This is a genomic window from Clostridium sp. (genome assembly GCF_016650035.1).
GTDB lineage: Bacteria > Bacillota > Clostridia > Clostridiales > Clostridiaceae > Clostridium_AD.
The window spans coordinates 75106-93273 of record NZ_JAENWM010000001.1 but is presented as its reverse complement, the minus strand read 5'-3'; the positions used below and the strand labels follow the sequence as shown (position 1 = coordinate 93273).

13 protein-coding genes, 1 other RNA gene, 1 pseudogene and 1 riboswitch are annotated in these 18168 nt (G+C 31.1%); of the genes and pseudogenes, 4 read left to right on the top strand and 11 right to left on the bottom strand.

Annotated features, from left to right (window positions below):
• Nucleotides 1-172 precede the first annotated feature (172 nt).
• Nucleotides 173-340: riboswitch (Lysine riboswitch) on the bottom strand.
• A 184-nt stretch (nt 341-524) separates the two neighbouring features.
• Complete coding sequence (locus tag JJD95_RS00425; protein WP_367114759.1) at nt 525-1634, top strand: PRK06851 family protein; 1110 nt, start codon at nt 525-527, stop codon at nt 1632-1634.
• Between the two features lie 198 nt (nt 1635-1832).
• Nucleotides 1833-2945, top strand: coding sequence for a DUF362 domain-containing protein (locus tag JJD95_RS00420; RefSeq protein WP_291639215.1), 1113 nt, complete (start codon nt 1833-1835; stop codon nt 2943-2945).
• 56 nt (nt 2946-3001) lie between these two features.
• Here JJD95_RS00420 and truA read toward each other — a convergent pair whose 3' ends face one another.
• The 7 genes from truA to JJD95_RS00385 all read right to left on the bottom strand — a co-directional run bounded on the left by truA (nt 3002) and on the right by JJD95_RS00385 (nt 11229).
• A complete protein-coding gene (truA, locus tag JJD95_RS00415; protein WP_291639213.1) occupies nt 3002-3739 on the bottom strand; it encodes a tRNA pseudouridine(38-40) synthase TruA in 738 nt (245 codons plus the stop codon).
• Between the two features lie 468 nt (nt 3740-4207).
• Nucleotides 4208-5572: a VWA-like domain-containing protein gene (locus JJD95_RS00410; RefSeq protein ID WP_291639211.1), complete on the bottom strand. Its 1365-nt coding sequence runs from the start codon at nt 5570-5572 to the stop codon at nt 4208-4210.
• An 8-nt stretch (nt 5573-5580) separates the two neighbouring features.
• On the bottom strand, nt 5581-6699 hold the full coding sequence (locus JJD95_RS00405) for an ATP-binding protein (protein WP_291639209.1): 1119 nt from the start codon (nt 6697-6699) through the stop codon (nt 5581-5583).
• Between the two features lie 13 nt (nt 6700-6712).
• A complete protein-coding gene (locus JJD95_RS00400) occupies nt 6713-7516 on the bottom strand; it encodes a hypothetical protein (RefSeq protein WP_291639207.1) in 804 nt (267 codons plus the stop codon).
• Nucleotides 7517-7614: 98 nt separating this feature from the next.
• Nucleotides 7615-7802, bottom strand: a non-coding RNA gene (gene ssrS / locus JJD95_RS00395) — 6S RNA.
• 210 nt (nt 7803-8012) lie between these two features.
• Nucleotides 8013-9302 (bottom strand): serine dehydratase subunit alpha family protein, encoded by a 1290-nt coding sequence (locus tag JJD95_RS00390; protein WP_291639205.1) that lies wholly within the window; start codon nt 9300-9302, stop codon nt 8013-8015.
• Between the two features lie 139 nt (nt 9303-9441).
• The gene (locus JJD95_RS00385) at nt 9442-11229 is read right to left on the bottom strand and encodes a sigma 54-interacting transcriptional regulator (protein ID WP_291639203.1); all 1788 of its coding nucleotides are present in this window, start codon (nt 11227-11229) and stop codon (nt 9442-9444) included.
• 180 nt (nt 11230-11409) lie between these two features.
• Here JJD95_RS00385 and JJD95_RS00380 point away from each other — a divergent pair, with 180 nt between their 5' ends.
• Entirely contained in the window at nt 11410-12114 is a 705-nt protein-coding gene (locus JJD95_RS00380) for a DUF421 domain-containing protein (RefSeq protein ID WP_291639277.1), read from the top strand.
• A 24-nt stretch (nt 12115-12138) separates the two neighbouring features.
• A complete protein-coding gene (locus JJD95_RS00375; protein ID WP_291639200.1) occupies nt 12139-12504 on the top strand; it encodes a DUF4363 family protein in 366 nt (121 codons plus the stop codon).
• Between the two features lie 277 nt (nt 12505-12781).
• On the opposite strand, the gene JJD95_RS00370 is transcribed toward JJD95_RS00375, so the two are convergent.
• The 4 genes and pseudogenes from JJD95_RS00370 to JJD95_RS00355 form a co-directional block, all read right to left on the bottom strand.
• On the bottom strand, nt 12782-14947 hold the full coding sequence (locus JJD95_RS00370) for a UvrD-helicase domain-containing protein (RefSeq protein WP_367114757.1): 2166 nt from the start codon (nt 14945-14947) through the stop codon (nt 12782-12784).
• A 48-nt stretch (nt 14948-14995) separates the two neighbouring features.
• A complete protein-coding gene (locus JJD95_RS00365) occupies nt 14996-16084 on the bottom strand; it encodes a dipeptide epimerase (RefSeq protein WP_291639198.1) in 1089 nt (362 codons plus the stop codon).
• 172 nt (nt 16085-16256) lie between these two features.
• Nucleotides 16257-17648 (bottom strand): annotated as a pseudogene (pepV, locus tag JJD95_RS00360) (dipeptidase PepV).
• Between the two features lie 97 nt (nt 17649-17745).
• Nucleotides 17746-18108, bottom strand: coding sequence for a PqqD family protein (locus JJD95_RS00355; RefSeq protein WP_291639196.1), 363 nt, complete (start codon nt 18106-18108; stop codon nt 17746-17748).
• Nucleotides 18109-18168 lie beyond the last annotated feature (60 nt).

Genomic DNA, 18168 nt, shown 5'->3' with positions numbered 1-18168 from the left:
ATCAATATCTAGTGCGCCTAACTTATACACTGATTAATTTTACTTATTAAATAAACTGCTAATAATTCTAGAATTACTTCTACAAATATTTCCACATTGTTTCCAAAAAAAATAAATACAGCAAAGGAACACCCTTGCTGTATAAAAATACATGTTTTTATACAAACTTCGTGTACCTTGTAGCTCTCCACTAAAAATCAGTGACAAGTATACACATATTATATGCATACCCAGAAAATATCTTTACATATATTTTCTTCGGCCGAATCTCCTTTTCTTATTCATCTTAGCCTGTCAGCTCCAAATAAGTACTCTTAGATACAGCACCTCTACCCTAGGTAGTTTATCTTTTAAATTAATTTTTATTTTATCACAGTATGATTATAAACACAAGTACCTATTATATCCTTTGCTATAATATAATGTTTTTACTAATAATAATTCACTTGCTAGAATAATTTTAATTTAATACTATCCAATTGAACTATGTATGAATATTATATATTGATATAATTATATGGAGTGTGATATTTATTAAAGGTACTATAAAAAATATTTTCCCTGGTGGTAATACTTCAAGAGGCTTCCATTCCTTCTATAGCTATATAATAAGTCAGGATGAAGCACGAAGAATAATATGCATAAAGGGCGGACCCGGTACTGGCAAGTCATCCTTAATGAAAAAAATCGGTGTATACTTTAATGAAAAAGGCTACAACATAGAATACCATCACTGCTCTTCTGATAATAACTCACTAGATGGTCTAGTTATTAAAGGGCTTAACTTTGCAATACTTGATGGGACCTCTCCACATGTAGTTGACCCTAAAAACCCAGGTGCAGTAGATGAAATTCTAAACCTGGGAGATTGTTGGAATGAGGAAGGTTTTAAGATATATAGGCAAAAAATAATCCACATAAATAAAACAGTAGGCAAAACTTTTAAAAGAGCCTATCGGTTTTTCGGTGCTGCCAAATTAGTTTATGATGATTGGTATACCTATAACCATGAAGCCTTAGACATTAATAAATTAAACCTATTAAAAGAAAGTCTAAAACAATCATTATTTACTACCTCACCATCTAATATAGGTTTTGATAGGCATTTATTTGCTACAGCTTTTACCCCTAATGGTATTATCACATACATTGAAAACCTATCCTCAGACTATAAAAACATTTACGTATTAAAAGGTGGTCCAGGTACTGGTAAGACAAATGTATTACAATTCTTATCTGATGAAGCCTTAAAGAGAGGATTCTATGTAGAAATTTTTCATACGCCCCTAATTCCTGAAAAAATTGAGCATGTATTAATTCCTGATTTAAATGTTGCCATTTTAACTTCTAACGAAATAAATAAATTAGATTTACCCGGTACAATAATTGACATGAAGAACTATTTAAACCCTAACACTATTCAAACGAACAAAGTTGAAACTCAGTATGATGAAACTGAATTTTACACTCTATTAAACAAAGGTTTAGCGACAATAAAAGAAGCTAAAGGTCTACATGATGAACTTGAAACTTTTTTTATACCAAATATGGATTTTTCTAAATTAGATAATGTGTACGCAAAAATCATTAAAAAGATTGACGGATACGAAAAAGATTATTTAAATAACAGATAAATTTTTAAGAGCTGTGTTTATTCACAGCTCTTTATGCATACATTATGTTTAAATAGCTATACATTTTATTAACAGACTACATATACACGTATTTTCTTTTATGCTAATTTTGCATTATAAACTAGGAAAAATTTATGCCAATATGTTATAATATTAGAACTAGTTAATAAACAGATAAAAATTATTGGAGGTAAGCTAATGAAAAAATCAAAAGTATATTTTACAAACTTAAGAACAAAGCCAGGTCACAGTCTACTCGATAAGCTTCAAAAACTTGTAGTAGAGGCTGGTATTAAAAACATAGATTTTACTGATCAATTTGTAGCTATAAAAATCCATTTTGGCGAACCAGGAAATCTTTCCTACATAAGACCAAATTATGCTGCTACAATTGTGAAGCTTATAAAAGAGCTTGGTGGCAAACCTTTCCTCACCGATGCAAACACTTTATACTCTGGAAGAAGACATAATGCTGTAGACCATATCGAAGCAGCTATGGAAAATGGTTTTAACCCAATTTCTGTAGGTTGTAATTTAATTATAGCCGATGGTTTAAAGGGTGGAGATTACAGGGAAATTCCAATAAATCAAAAACATTGTAAAACTGCTAAAATAGGTTCAGCAATTGCTGATTCTGATATAGTTATTTCTATGACTCACTTTAAAGGTCATGAAATGACTGGCTTTGGTGGTACCTTAAAGAATTTAGGTATGGGCTCAGGTTCAGTAGGAGGCAAGCTCGAAATGCATTCTGCTTCAAAGCCATTTATGAAACATAATAAATGTGTAAGCTGTGGAGTCTGCATAAAAAATTGCCTACATGAAGCAATTACCTTTGATGAAAATAAAAAAGCAACTATAGATTACGATAAATGTGTAGGCTGTGGTCAATGTGTTGCCGTATGCCGTTTTGGATCAGCAACAATAAAGTGGAATGAATCTGCTGATAGTGCCAATGAAAAGATTGCAGAATATACCTATGCCGTTATCAAAGATAAGCCTAATTTTCATATTAGTTTTATTATGAACGTTTCCCCTAATTGTGATTGTTCACCAGAAAATGACGTGGCAATCATTCCAGATATAGGTATGGCTGCTTCCTTTGACCCAGTAGCCTTAGATAAAGCTTGTGTTGATATGGTTAACAGTGCAACTGCATTAAATTCAACTGAACTTTCAGATAGACATTATCATGAAGGACAAGATAAATTTTCTCATATACATCCAGATACAAATTGGAAAGTAGGACTAGACCATGCAAAAGCTATTGGCATTGGTACTGATGAATATGAATTAGTAATAGTTAACTAAAAAAAATGCTATAAAACTAACAAAAAGAAGAAAGTGATACTGATATCACTTTCTTCTTAATATTCAACGTTCCTTAAAGCTATCCCTTTTGTTTTAGCCATCAAAGTATATTTAGACTCTGTTTTTTCAGTTAGAAGTGTTTCTATATCCTCTACCATAAGCTTTCCTTCACCTATATCTAAAAGGCTTGCTATAACAATTCTTACCATATTCCATAAAAAATCATTTGCATTAATTTCTATTTCAATCACACCATTCTTTTCTACTATATTTATATAATTAATAGTTTCCGTAGTGGATTTAGTATTATCTGTTACAGTAGCAAATCCTTGAAAGTCATGACATCCAACTAAAGCCTCTGCTGCAATTCTCATTTCATCGATATTAAGTTTGTCCTCACTGTGATAAACATATTTTCTATTGAATGGATTTCTTAGTTCATTGTTATTTATTTTGTACACATAAGTTTTTGATTTTATGTTATATGCTGCATGAAATTTCTCACTTGCTTCTTCCATAGATTTTGCCACTATATCCCGTGGTAAAAATTCATGTAAGAAGTCTAGCATAGCTTCTATACTTAAATCACAATTAGTATGAAAGTTTGCCATGTAATTTTCAGCATGAACTCCTACATCAGTTCTTTCACAACCTGAGACCTGAACTGTTTCTCCTACCATTTTAGACAAAACACTTTCTATTTTGCCTTCCACAGTTAGCTCGTTATCCGCTTGCTTTTGGTACCCTTTATATCTACTTCCATCATATTCTAATATCATCTTTATATTTCTCATATATATATCCGCCTCTTACTCATTTGATTATTCATAGTGTAATTATACCCAATGAACACTTTAATTATATCTTTCCTAGTTAAATATAGCTATTATATTTAACTATTAATTTAAAAATCATAAAATGTTTTTTTTAATATATAAGTGCCTACATTCAACACCTAAAAAGATGATACTTTATAATCAATCATAAAGTATCATCTTTAATAAACTATCGAATTTCTAGTTCGTTTTTTTCTTATACTGTTATTAAGTATGAATTTCTACGAAGTGACTTGCAATAAGAAACGATAACACTATTAAATTTGATTTAGTAATTCTTGTTTTGCGAATGTAAAATTCTCGTGAGCCTGACAGGATGCATAACAATTAATAATTGTTATGTCCCCCAGAGGACAGGCTAGCGAACCCGAAGCAGGATGCTGAGTGTGAGCAACAAGTTCTTTCTCTTTTCTCATACTTCCTTCCCTAGATTATTGGTTCATGATTATTCCCAGAAAATCCATCCACCATTACATCCAATCTTTCCTCTGTTTCATCTTCTACTTCTACTGGTTTTAATTTTTTTAAAGTCCCAACAGGCTCAATTAATGAAAGTTTATCGCCACGGCCTGATATAACCCACAATACTTTATAACCTTTTGGCATTACGCCTAAGGTTTCTTCACCCTTTCCATCTGTAAAATATATTAGTATATTTGTATCAGTGTTATTTACATACTGAACCACCGGTGTAAACTTTGTCCCACCACCGGTAATGCTACGCTCCCTTATAGTATTCGCAGATTTCACTTTATATGATTGCCTTATTTCTGTATCACATTCAATAAGTGTTATTTCATGCTTATAAGTTTTTACAATATTAAAAACTTCCTTTATTGCTCCATAAAATTCCTCATCACTTATGCTACCGCTTATATCTATAGCAATGGTAATTTTAGCTATATGACCCCTAAGTTCACCTCTTAAATCTAATCTATTAGGTTGACGTCTACTCCTACGTGTAATAGTCTTTTTTCTGTCACCTTCTAATGTTCCCATTAATTTTTTCAAATACATATTCCAAGGAATTTCACCTTTCTTACTCTTTAATTCATTAAGAATACCCTGCAAAGAAAGAGGAACAGAACCCTTTTCTGAGGTTGCCACTAATTCCTTAGTAAAATCTTTAAGAGTAGCATCATCTATCTCCGTAGACTCTTCCCACAAATCATGAGTACTTGAAACATCATATTCTTTTTCTATATTAAGAACTTTAGATTCATCCACTTCACTTTCATCTTTTTCCGAGAGTAGATTTAGTGCTGCTTGAATTACATCCGCATAATACTCCATAGTCATATAAGGCTCTAACTTTAAGCTATACTTATGGTTTATTCCAGCCAAAGTTATAGCATAAGGTGGAAGATAATCTAAATGCTGATTCACAACTATATCCATTGCCATATTAATAGCCAAGTTACTATATTTTGTTTTAAGACTCTTTGCACGATTTAAATGAAATGATAATATGTGATAAATCTCATGTTTTATAGTGCTTTTCATCTGATCCAAAGTAAGATTTAAAAATATATAGGGATTAAAGTAGATCACATACCTAGATAGCTTAAAGTTAACAGCTGTAGGCGATGTTATATCATACTTTATTTCCTTAGACATCTGAAGCAAAAAATAGCCATAAAAATTTTCATTATCCTCTATGAGCATAAAATTCACTTGTTCTAGGAGTTTAAATAAATCTTCTGTAAAATTCTTTGGCATATCTTCAATTGTTTTCACATTAGAGATTTCATCATAAAGCGTATTTTTGAGAATTTCAAATTTTTTTCCCACGATTCCACCTAGCCTTTAATTTCATTGTAAGACTTAAAATACATTTCAACAAAAGCCTCATTTTCTATACATAATTTATAAACTTTCTTATGGATTTCTTTAATATCCTGCATAATACCTACCCCTAAGTCCACAGGATAGATCTCTAGAAATTCTACAAACCTTTTTATATCAAAACTTAAAAGCTCTTTATTTTCCATTGCACTCAAAATATTCTTTGCAATCAAATATAATCTAGTATGACTTTCTGTTTTAATCTTTTCTCTTACATCTTGTGACAACTCTTCAAAAGCGAATACCTCTTCATAAGAAATAAGTGGTTTATTATTCTCCTGTGAAAATGCCAAAAACTCATGAGCTATTCTACTGCCTAAATTACCTTTTAATATGTTTAAAAATACTCTTTTAGGAATTGTATCTTTATTTTTCTTATAAATCTTATAACTCTTAGAAACCCGTTCAAAGCTCCTAGGAGTTGCTTTTAATTGCTCTTCCTTTTCTGTACTATGTAAATATTCTGGGAAAGTAGATATAAACTCTACAACTTTTCCCTCTAGATTATTCTGGGTAGCCCAGGTCAGCCATGATTTCGAATCACTTTCCATATATAGCCAAACAAATCTATTTTCTTGTGCTGCATCCATATCAACTACTTGATAATCAACATCTTCTCCATACTTACTAGATGGGTTCATGGCAGCTGCAATTTTCACTTTATTATCCAGCTTGTAGCCATTAATATTTCTATTTAATATAAGATTCATAAGTTCCTGCTGCACCGTATGCTCACAACGGTTTATTTCATCAATAAATAAGAGCACCTCTTTGCCCTCATGTATTAAACTATCTATTTCCTGTAATTTTGTGTGAATGGCATAAACAGTGCTTTTCTTAGTAGTAACCTGTCCTGTAACATTTTTAAAACTATAGTCCTCAACTGTCGGAAGTCCGCCTATTTCTCCTTCTTTCAAAAGATTTCCATCTATTATAACTAGGCTCCAGCCTTTCTTTTCAGCAAGTTCTTTAGCTAATGCAGTTTTTCCTATACCGCTTTCCCCTACAATTAGAGGTACTTCATTCGTTTCTATAACAAGCTCAACGCTTTGCAAGGTGTCTTTAAAATTCATTTCCTATCTCCTCTTACATCATTTTAAGTTTTTCATCAACTGCTATTTTTTTGCATACCTTACTACCATATTTATAAATAAAAATAATTTTGTCCGATGATATATTTCCATATTTCTCATTTATGCTTTCACAGTTTATAAAGTCTCTCACATATTTCTCTGAAACATCTTCTCTAGATAACACCTCTCTAAAAGTGGCCTCCACCAGCTCTATAGGTAGTTCATTGTTAAAATATTTCATTACCAAAACATTGTGTTTTAATAACAATATTTTTTTATTTTCATCTATGTTTAAAATGAATTTTATAGCAGATTCATTTTCAGAAATGGCCAATATCTCTGCCTTTAAACTTGCATTTTCTATATATCTTAAACAAGCATAATCTCTTTTTATAGCCAAAAGTTGTATTTCTTCAATTGGGTTATCTATATATTTTATAGAGTCATAATCTTTTTCTATAGCTAATTTTTGAAGTTCAATACTTGGACTTTTAGAATATTTTATTGCATATCCTTTTTGCTGAATACCTATTTTTATGAGTTCCTCACAAGGACTTTTAATAAGCCCTAAAATATTCCATGTCTTTGAAACAACATATTTTTTCATATCATAAGTTGGATTTTCTATAAATTCAATTGACCACGGATTGCTTTTTATTGCCAAATCCTTCATTTCTTTTGCAGGGTTCTTAATATATCGTAACATTGCCCCATCTTTCTTTATAGCTAAAAGCTTTAATTCATCACTAGGATTTTCAATATTTTTTATAATAATTGGATTAACCTCTATCATTTGAATAGCCTTGTCTTCTGTCATAAAAATCCACCTCTATATTAATCATTTGAAATAATTATACCACAAAAAAAAAGAGATATTTCTATCTCTTTTTATAAACGAATCAAAAATTTTTAATTCATAATCCAAGGTACCGTTGCCCCAATTTTTACACCTATCTTTATGATAGGTGGGTGTTCTCAGAGATGCTTAGCAGTCCTTGCCAATTCAAAATTGGACTTATAAGCCTATTCCACACCTCGATCTTGAACTCCCGTATAAATATTGTAGGTTGAAAATAAGAGCTTCACGAATATCTCAGAAATAAATAAATTTGAAATTTTTGAAAGTGTTTCATATCTATTTGTTAATTTTATTATAGCAGATTTAAAATAAAATTCAATAGCAATTTATGGTTTTTCAAAAATTTTTTTTTAGGATTATGTGGACTAGCCTATTGATAATCAGCTTTTTTAAGTATACCTTAAGCGATAACACCATATGCTTTTAAATTTCCATATGCTATATCATCCTTATATTATATTTGCATTTTCTTCATAGTTTTCAATATAACAGTATCTGTAATACTCATACCATCAACAGATAAAATCCCTAAATTTTTAATTGTATCTTCTGCAGTTTCTGCAACAATTCCATTTCTTGCTGGTACAATACAATTATGCATAGCTAAAACCGCAGATTGTATAGCAACTGATGCTGAAGTGGAAAGCTTTAGTGAACAACCTTCTTTTGCACCATCACATATCATACCACTAGTATTTGCAATAGTATTCTTTATAACTCCATCTATTTGATCATAATTTGCACCCATAAGCCATGCTATAGCTACACCTGAACCAGTTCCAGCTGCAACGCCACAAGCACACAGTGCAGATAATCTCCCTATATAATGTTTTATATAACTATTTACAATATGACTTATGGCAACCGCCTTAGCTAATTTTTCATCTTCTACATTAAATTTATTTTTATATGCAACAATAGGTAAAATCGCTGTAAGTCCATTGTTTCCGCTCCCATTACTACTCATAACAGATAAATTCATCCCCGACATTCTAGCATCACTAGCCGCTGCTGTTAACATCATTGAAGCAGTCATTAAGTCCTCTGACAAAATTCCTTGCTTTATGCTTTTTTTAATACCATACCCAACTCCCATTCCCAATTTTTCATTGAGTCCAGCCATAGCTACAATTTCATTCATAACTATTCCCTCTAACATAAAAGAAATATCTTCATGTGGAATTTTTTCGATTTCTTTTACAATTTCTCTTATTTTCATATTATACAAATTATTTTTTTCCTTGTAGGTACTAGAGTTCTCTTTTTTTAAATCCACAAGAACTTCTCCTAATCTTTCTATATAAACAAATCTATTATGTTTTCCACTAATAATTACACTACAATTACCTTTATCTGTTTTGAGATTTACTTCTACGTAAATCTTCTCATCAGTATCTTTTATATCAAGTGACAATTTTTCACTCTGTACAAGCTCTTTTGCAAGTTTCACCTGTGTTTCATCAATGCCACCAAGTACTCTTAAATCATTTTCACTTTTTCCACCTATAAAACCCAAAGCGGCTGCAATATAAAGACCTACTTCCACAGTATTTGGTATACCCACTGACAATCCATTTTTATATATGTTAGGACTAACAAAAATTTCAGCACTTACTATATAATTGAAATTTATTAACTCTTTAACCCTTGCACATGCAAGTGCAACAGCTACTGGTTCAGTACATCCCATGGCAGGAACGACTTCTTCTCTAAGTGTTTGAACTATAAGATTTCTTAATTCCATAAAACCACTCCTCTACGAATTGCTATAGATTATATTAAAGCAATATCCATGCCAACAAAATCACACTAAAAACAACACTTTTAATGCAGCTTTTTCTTAATATGAGAAAAAACAAAATAGAACAGTATCATAATGAGAATTAATTCTCATTATGATACTGTTCTATTCCATATTCTTTTAGTTTTCTATATAAAGTTGCTCTACTTAATTCTAGAGCCTCAGCAGCCTTTGTAATTGCTTGTTTGCTATGCCCAAAGTGTTCTAATGCCTTTTTTATTTCTTTTTTCTCTAATTCTTTAATAGGTACAATACCTACTATTTCATCACCGACTGCTATATTTTCTGAAACCTTCAATCTTTTTGGCAAATCCATACAGCTTATAACTGTACTGCTGCACATATTTACTGCATATTCTATAGTATTTTCAAGCTCACGCACATTGCCTGGCCATTGATAATTCATTAAAACTTCTATTACATCATCTTCTATTTTGCCTATATGTTTTTCCAGCTTAGAATTACATTTATCCAAAAGATAATCTACAAGAATTACTATATCCTCTTTTCTCTCTCTTAAAGGCGGTATATTAAGAGGGATTACATTTAACCTATAAAACAAATCTTGCCTAAACTCACCTTCTAATACTTTTTTTTCTAAATCTTTATTTGTAGCTGCAATAATCCTTACATCAATAGGAATGGATTCTTTTCCACCAATCTTCTCAATAATGTGTTCCTGTAATACCCTTAACAGTTTAGCTTGAAGATGAATAGGCATGTCTCCAATTTCATCTAAAAATATTGTACCCTTATTTGCCAGTTCAAATTTCCCCGCCGTACCCCCTCTTCTTGCTCCTGTAAACGCACCATCTTCATATCCAAAAAACTCACTCTCTAGCAAGTGCTCTGGAATAGCTGCGCAATTTATTGGAATAAATGGCCCCTTAGCTCTATTACTATAAAAATGTACAGCCCGTGCAAATAATTCTTTCCCAGTTCCACTTTCTCCTTGTATAAGTACTGTGGAAGTAGATTTAGACGCTTTTTCCGCTTCTACTTTAACCTGTTCTAAGCAATAACTATTACCTATAATACTGTCAAACGAAGTAACGATAGTCCCTGTAGTAATTTTATTTACTGTTTTTAATAAATCAGAGATATCACTAAATGTACATACTATACCAAAGCTTTTATCCAAAATACTAATAGTCTTTGCATCAAAAACCCCTCTAAAACTATGGTTAGTTCCCTTATAAGTAAATTCCCTATTCTTTAAATTCTTATGATTATCAATAAGCGTGTTAAAATCTAAGCTTCCAATAAGATTTTTAATATTTGCACTTAAAATTTCGTTACCCTGAAGATTAAATAACTCTACTGCTTTAGTATTATAATGGAGAATTTCCCCCTTATAATCCGTCGCTATAATTCCTCTATCTACGGAATCGATAACTATCTCAAGTTCTCTTGCCAAAAGCTTTATATGCTCTGTATTTTCCTCTTCTGTTAGCTTTGCTGATATTAAATCCGCCATTCTATTCAAGAAATTCATTAAATTTGTTTCATTATTTATAATAGCATTTCGCTGTTCCTCATCAAAAGCAATAAGCCCAATAACTCCAATAGTTTCATTACCTACATTAATTGGGCAACAAACCTCTGCAAGCTCCTCGCAGTTTTCAATATTTTCACACTCCGTGCAGATAAAATGTTTTCTAGGATTTTTTATAATAAAACTTTTCCCCTGTGTCAAAGCAAATCCAAAAGCAGATTTTTCATTCACTTTTTCAGTAAGGGAATTCCTATATCTTCCGGTCCCTGCTATTCTAATATAATTATGGTCTACCACCGTCACATCTACACTTATAACGCTAGCTATTGCCTCAGAAATCTTCTGAACATTTGAAACTATTTTTATTAAATCCATACTTATCATCCTTTTTTTTGGTGCCACCCACATGGCAAGTGGCAAGTTTCTTTACTAGATAATTTTAACTATAATTTAATTGTAATTTAACTTTGGACTTTTAACAACTAATTATTAGAATTTTAAAAATTAATACAAATAATATATTTGGAGATAATATTATTGAAAGAAGGTGCTACCATGGATGAAGCTTTAATAGTACTAGTTAGGGGGATAATCGGATTTTTTACTTTACTTATATTTACTCGTATTCTCGGAAAGCAACAGGTTAGTCAGCTAACTTTTTTCGATTATGTAGTTGGTATAACTATAGGTTCTACAGCCTCCACTCTAACTACCGACTTAACTAGTAGCGCATGGTCTCATTGGGTAGGATTGCTTACTTGGACTGTCTTATGTTTTGTTTTACAATTATTAACTCTTAAATCAAAAACTGCTGAAAAACTTCTTGATGGTGAACCCACAATTATCATATCAAACGGAAAAATACTAGAAAAATCCATGAAAAAATTTCGTTACACTATTGGTGACCTTCTATCCCAGTTAAGAGATAAAGGTGTTTTTGACTTAGATGAGATTGCATATGCAGTGCTCGAAAAAGACGGTAAATTGTCCATTTTAAAAAAGACAGAATATGATTCTGTTACTCCAAAGGATTTAAAACTTGAAACTCCTACTGATAGTATTGATATTGAAGTGATTTATGACGGCTCTATTTTACAAGATAACTTAGCTAGCATTAATAGAAATAAAATGTGGCTAATGACAAAATTAAAAAAACAAGGGGTTAAGGATGCGGCTGAAGTGTTTTTAGCCACCTATAATGCCACCAGCGGCTTATTTATAGATCTTTATGAAGACGGGTTAGATGATGAAAACAACTAAAATATAAAGGGGTAGTTTGAATTTATGAAAAAATTTATATCATATTCTATACCAATAATTACTTTAACACTCTTTGTATTAATAATGCTAAGCGGCAGTTATTTAAAAAAGCCTCGTAACTCTTCAGAAGATGTAATTGCTTATACTCAAATTTCTATAGAACACGTAAAGGATGAAAAATGGGATATGCTTAATCAAGATATTACTAGTATTGATTCAGCTTGGAAAAAAATCATACCACGCATTCAATTTAGCGTAGAAAGAGATGAAATATATAATATAAGTTTAAACATAGCCAGACTTCGCGCTTCCATAGCCAGTGAGGATAAGGTTAGTACGATGGTAGCATTATATGAAATTATTGAAGATTGGGACGAACTAAGCCGATAGTTCATCCCAATCTTCACTTTCAATTAAACTCTTTTTTTCTTAGAGCACGCTAACAAAAGTATATATTGCGCAGAATGCATTTGAGCAAGCTTTAGTAATTCACAATTTATTTTAGTGGAAGAGACGTTAAGAAAATTACATATTTGAGCGTTAGCGAGTTTGTAATTTTTAGTATCTTTCAGTAAAATAAATTTTAGAATTACTTAGCGATGCGAAAGCATTCAAGCAATATATACTTTTCGTTAAAGCATACTCCAAGAAAAATTTTTAGTCCAATTTAGAATGAACTTTTCACCACCACATGAAGCTCATGTAGCGCCCTAGTTGCCATAACGTATCTAAGTTTATCCTCTTGTTTATATTCGCCCATACCACCTGGTTCATCTAACACCATGATAACAGCGTCAAACTCAAGACCCTTGGCAAAATATGATGGAATTACAACAAGTCCACTATGATACACTGCATTTTCACTGTTTATAATCTTAATACCGGCAATATCCCGAGTTATATCAAATATTTTTTCTGTCTCTTTTATATCTTTACAGATAATCGCGATATTCTCATAAACTCTACTTTTAAACTGTTCAGTCTTTTGAATAATAAAACTTTTAAGTTCATCCACATTAGAAATTGAATTTTCCGTAACCATTTCACCATTTCTTACTATAGGAACAATAGGTTCTGAATTTAAATATTTATTAGCATACTCCATAATTTCTACAGTAGACCTATAGCTAGTATTTAATCTAAACTCTTCAACATTTAATTCTGGGAGTATATTTTTTATATCAAGCATAGGAATATTCCCATCATATGGAATCATTCTTTGGTTACTATCCCCAACTATAGTTAATGAAGCGCACCTTGTTAATTCCTTTATTACTAAGAATTGTAGTTGATTATAATCCTGTGCTTCATCTATTACTACATGTTTTATTTCCTCAGAAATTTTTATTCCCTCTAGCCTGATTTTAACATACAAAATACCGGCTAAATCATTTTCAGTTAACCTTTTATACCCATTTATTTTGTTGTATAATTCCACACAGTTTCCATTTTGTATCCAAGTTAGATTTCTTTTTAAATCTATTATCGCTTTAACAACTTCTCGAATATTAATTCTTCTATTAAAGTCTAAGTTATTTACTTTGAAATCCTGTTCTTCCTCAGATAAAGACTGCACAGCTTTTTCATATTCCTTTTGTATAGCTCTAACTTTTTCATCTCTAGCATCTCTAATTTTCGAGTAAATAATCCTTTTAATTTTCTTACTTCTTCTAAATAGTGGCATAGTTTTATAATGATAGTGGAACATTTCAGCTATGTCCTCTTTGGATAATATATTTTGGTCCATAAAAATCAAATCTTCTATTTTAAAGTAATCAATATCTAATTTTTCTATTGCATCATCAAGTAAATATTTATATTCTTTAGAATTTTTGTACATAATATCTTGTACAAATTCACGTTCGCCACCAAGCACTTTTTCCATGTATTCTTTTAGGCTCATCACTTCATCAATCTCTAAAATATCGAAGGCAAAGTCTCTAAAAGTTGTTTGCTTAACTCCTGATTCTCCAAGACTTGGGAGCACTGTAGATATATATTCCATAAATACATTATTAGGACCTAGTATCAAAACCTTATCTTGAAGTACCTTTCTATAATTATAAAGCAAATAAGCAACCCTATGAAGAGCAATTGTGGTTTTACCACTGCCTGCCACCCCATCCACTACAATAGTCTTAATTCTTGGTTGTCTTATTAAATCATCTTGTTCCTTTTGTATTGTCATTATTATATCTTTTAGCTTTTCAGAAGCGTTACTACTAAGCACCATTTGGAGTATTTCGTCTTTTATATCTAAAGCTGAGTCAAACATACCCATAAGCTTTGCCTTTTTTATAATATATTGCCTTTTAGCTAAAATGTTTACTAGTATCTTTTCCTTAGGAGCATCATAAGAAGCTTCACCTAAAGATCCGGTATAATATAGTGATGCAACCGGTGCCCTCCAATCTACTATTAGTGGTTCAAATGTATTTTGTGGAGTAACTCCAAATCTTCCAATATACATTTTCTCAATACCAAAATCTTCTTCGGAAAAATCAATTCTTCCAAAATAAGGAGAACTCTTAAGCGCGGTTAATTCTTTAAGTCTTCTATCTATTGTTTTAAAGGCTTCTTCCATAACGTATCTTTCATGATCAAAGTACTCTATTACCATATCTTCATCGTCTCTATAGTCTTCAATTACCTTTTCCCTATAGTCTAAAATATATTGTAATATTTCCTTTCTCTTTTGGATATAATTAAGAATTTCTTCACTAATAATTTCAGAAGCACTCTTTAATTTTTCCTCTTCTATATTAAATTCCAACTGTTTTTTAAGTTCCAATTCTATGAGACTAGCATTCATATCATATTCATTAGTATCCAAACCTATCACCCCGTTTAAATCATTATATTTTTTATAAATTTTCAATGTTTATATAATTTCTTTCCATCCAATAATATCACAAATTCCAAGACCTGGCGCATCATTAACAGTTATCTTATTTCCGATAACAGAGGCTCCACCAATTACTGAATCTTTTTTAAAATATAACATAGTATCTAAATCCGCTTTAACCATATTAGACCTAGACGCTGCAAAACTAGCTGCTGCGGTTATGCCTATTCTACTTTCTAACATACATCCCATCATGCATCTTATACCCATGTTTTCTGCCATATTATATATCTTTATTGCATTATTTATTCCGCCACACTTCATAAGCTTTATGCTTATAAGGTCCGCTGCTCTTTTTTCAATTATCTTAAAGGCATCTGATGGACCAAAAACTGATTCATCTGCAAGAATTTTTGTTTCCACATTGTCTGTAACATATTTTAGTCCATCTATATCCCAAGAATTAACTGGCTGTTCAACAAACTCAATATCAAGATCCATATCTTCAAACTTCCTAATAATGCTTACAGCTTCCTTTGGTCTCCAGCCTTGATTAGCATCTACTCTTATTTTTATTCCCTTCCTAACTGCTTTTCTTACTGCTTTAACTCTGGCTATATCATGCTCTATATCATTTCCAACTTTCACCTTTAAATAAGTATAATTATCCATTATAGCTTCTAATGATTTACTTACCATTTGTTCAACTGTACCATTTGCTATTGTGATATCTGTAGTTAATGTAGTTTTATATCCCCCCAAAAATTTATAAAGTGGAATTCCATATTTTTTACAAAGCAAATCATATATAGCCATATCAATGCCTGCCTTAGCACTATTATTTGCAAAAATAGAATTATGGATTACCTTCATAATTTCTTCTAGGTTATCAATATCTAACCCTAAAATATCATGTTTAATATAATTTATTGCTCCCATAATTGAATACTCTGTTTCACCTGTTATTAAAGGTGTTGGAGTTGCACTTCCGTACCCTATTTCCCCTGTATCTGTAATTATTTTTATAACTATTTCATCGGAAAAATCAAGAATTTTCTTTCCTATTCTATATGGTCTTAACAGCGGAGTATTGATCTTTCCTATCTTAATATCTTGTATTTTCACAATTATCCCTCACTAATACTTTTATATTTTTAATAGAATTCAACCTTTTTATAAATTATTATATAAATTATTTATAGTTCAATATTTTATTATACCTCTATAAACATATTAATGCTATAGATTTTTATAAATTTTAGACCTATATCTTATAAAAAAGATATAGGCCTAATTTTCACTTTGCCAGTTCATACAATGCGTGAGCATATATTTTAGCATTTTTAATTAAATTATCTATTGTAATATATTCATTTCTTTTATGAATAGTATCTGGCTCTCCTGGAAACATCGGTCAAAAAGCTACAGTGTTAGGCATTTCTTTAGCATAAGTGCCTCCACCGATAGATACTAATTTAGCTTCTTCTCCAGTTTGATCAGTGTAAACTTTTTGAAGGGCTTTAATAATTGGGCTATCTGGTGAAAAGAATAATGGTTCTTGATGTTCAAACTTTTCTACCTTTATTCCAGTTCCTTCTATCCTACTATTAAATGGATTCATCATATCTTCTAATTTGTTTGTTACAGGATATCTTAAATTTAATATTAATGTAGCTGAATTTTCATCCATATTTACTACTCCAACATTAAATGATAATTTACCTGAATTGTCATCTTCCAGACAAACACCAAAAGACTCTCCATGTATTTCCATACCTATGTTTTCATTTAAAAATTCTACAAATGATGACACATCATTTAATCCAAGGTCAATAGTTCCAAGGAAAGCAAATAGCTGCATTATGGCGTTCGTCCCAAGCTCTGGTAAACTTCCATGAGCTGCTTCACCCTCAGATTTAATTATTACCATATCTTCTTTAACTTCAGAAGAAAGTTTATAATCCGTATCTTTTGCAAAAGATTCCATTGATTTAATAATACTTTGCGGATCAACAGTTACAATTCCAGCTTCACAATATTCAGGTACTATGTTAGCTACTGTGCCACCCTTAATATACTTTATATAGTTTTCACTTTTATTCTTATTATTAAAATCTTTAACTATATTAAAAATAGTTATACCTTTTTCTCCATTTATTATTGGATAATCTGCATCTGGTGTAAAACCAGCAACTGGCGCTTTTTCTCTTTCTAAATAATATTCAAGTTCCTTGCTTCCTGTTTCTTCATTAGTTCCAAATAAAACTCTAATTCTTTTAGAAATAGGAAGTTTAGCATCTTTAAGCGCTTTTAATCCATAAAGTGTCGCCATTATTGGTCCTTTATCATCTGTAGTTCCACGTCCATACATTTTACCATCGTGAATTTCTGCAGCATAAGGTGGGTGAATCCAACCATCCCCTTCAGGAACAACGTCTAAATGGCCTAATGCTACAACATAATCTTCTCCTTGTCCATACTCTGCATATCCAACATAACCATCTAAGTTAACTGTATGAAATCCTATTTTTTTTGCAGTGTTTAAAGCACATTCTAGTGATTTAGCTACACCTTCTCCAAAAGGCATACCAGGTTTTGGTTCACTCTCTACACTCTTGATTCTTATTATCTCCTGTGTAGACACAATGATATCCTGTTGCATAGCGTCAATTAAATTATTTAATTCCATAACATTTTACCTCCATTAACAGTCCACTTTTGTAGATTAAGCTACTAATGTAGCTTAATCCCACTAAAGCGATTTATTTATAGTATAACATATCATTCTATATTTTTTTATTTTCAAAAGTAATCCATCCGCTTCTAGATAAATATCTTACAAACATAATTAATTTATCAATAGATTCCTGCTCAGTTTCATTAAATTTTTCCACCATGGTTTGGGCTATATCATAAACAGTATTATTTCCATCACAAAGTATCCATACCATAGAACCTCGTGCGTCAAGCACTATATCATTAACTTTTGGTTTTCTTATGAGCCACCTCAAACATCTTTCTATTGGCTTGTTATGGTGAAAAAACAATTTTACTTTTTCATCATTTACATCCCATAGTTCAATTTTTCTAAGTGGTCTATAAAGTAAAAAATTTTCTTTTGACTTATCTTTGTCTTTATTATTAAACATATATTTCACCTACAAAACAGTTAAGAGCCATAACGGCCCTTAACTTATATTTTATTTTTA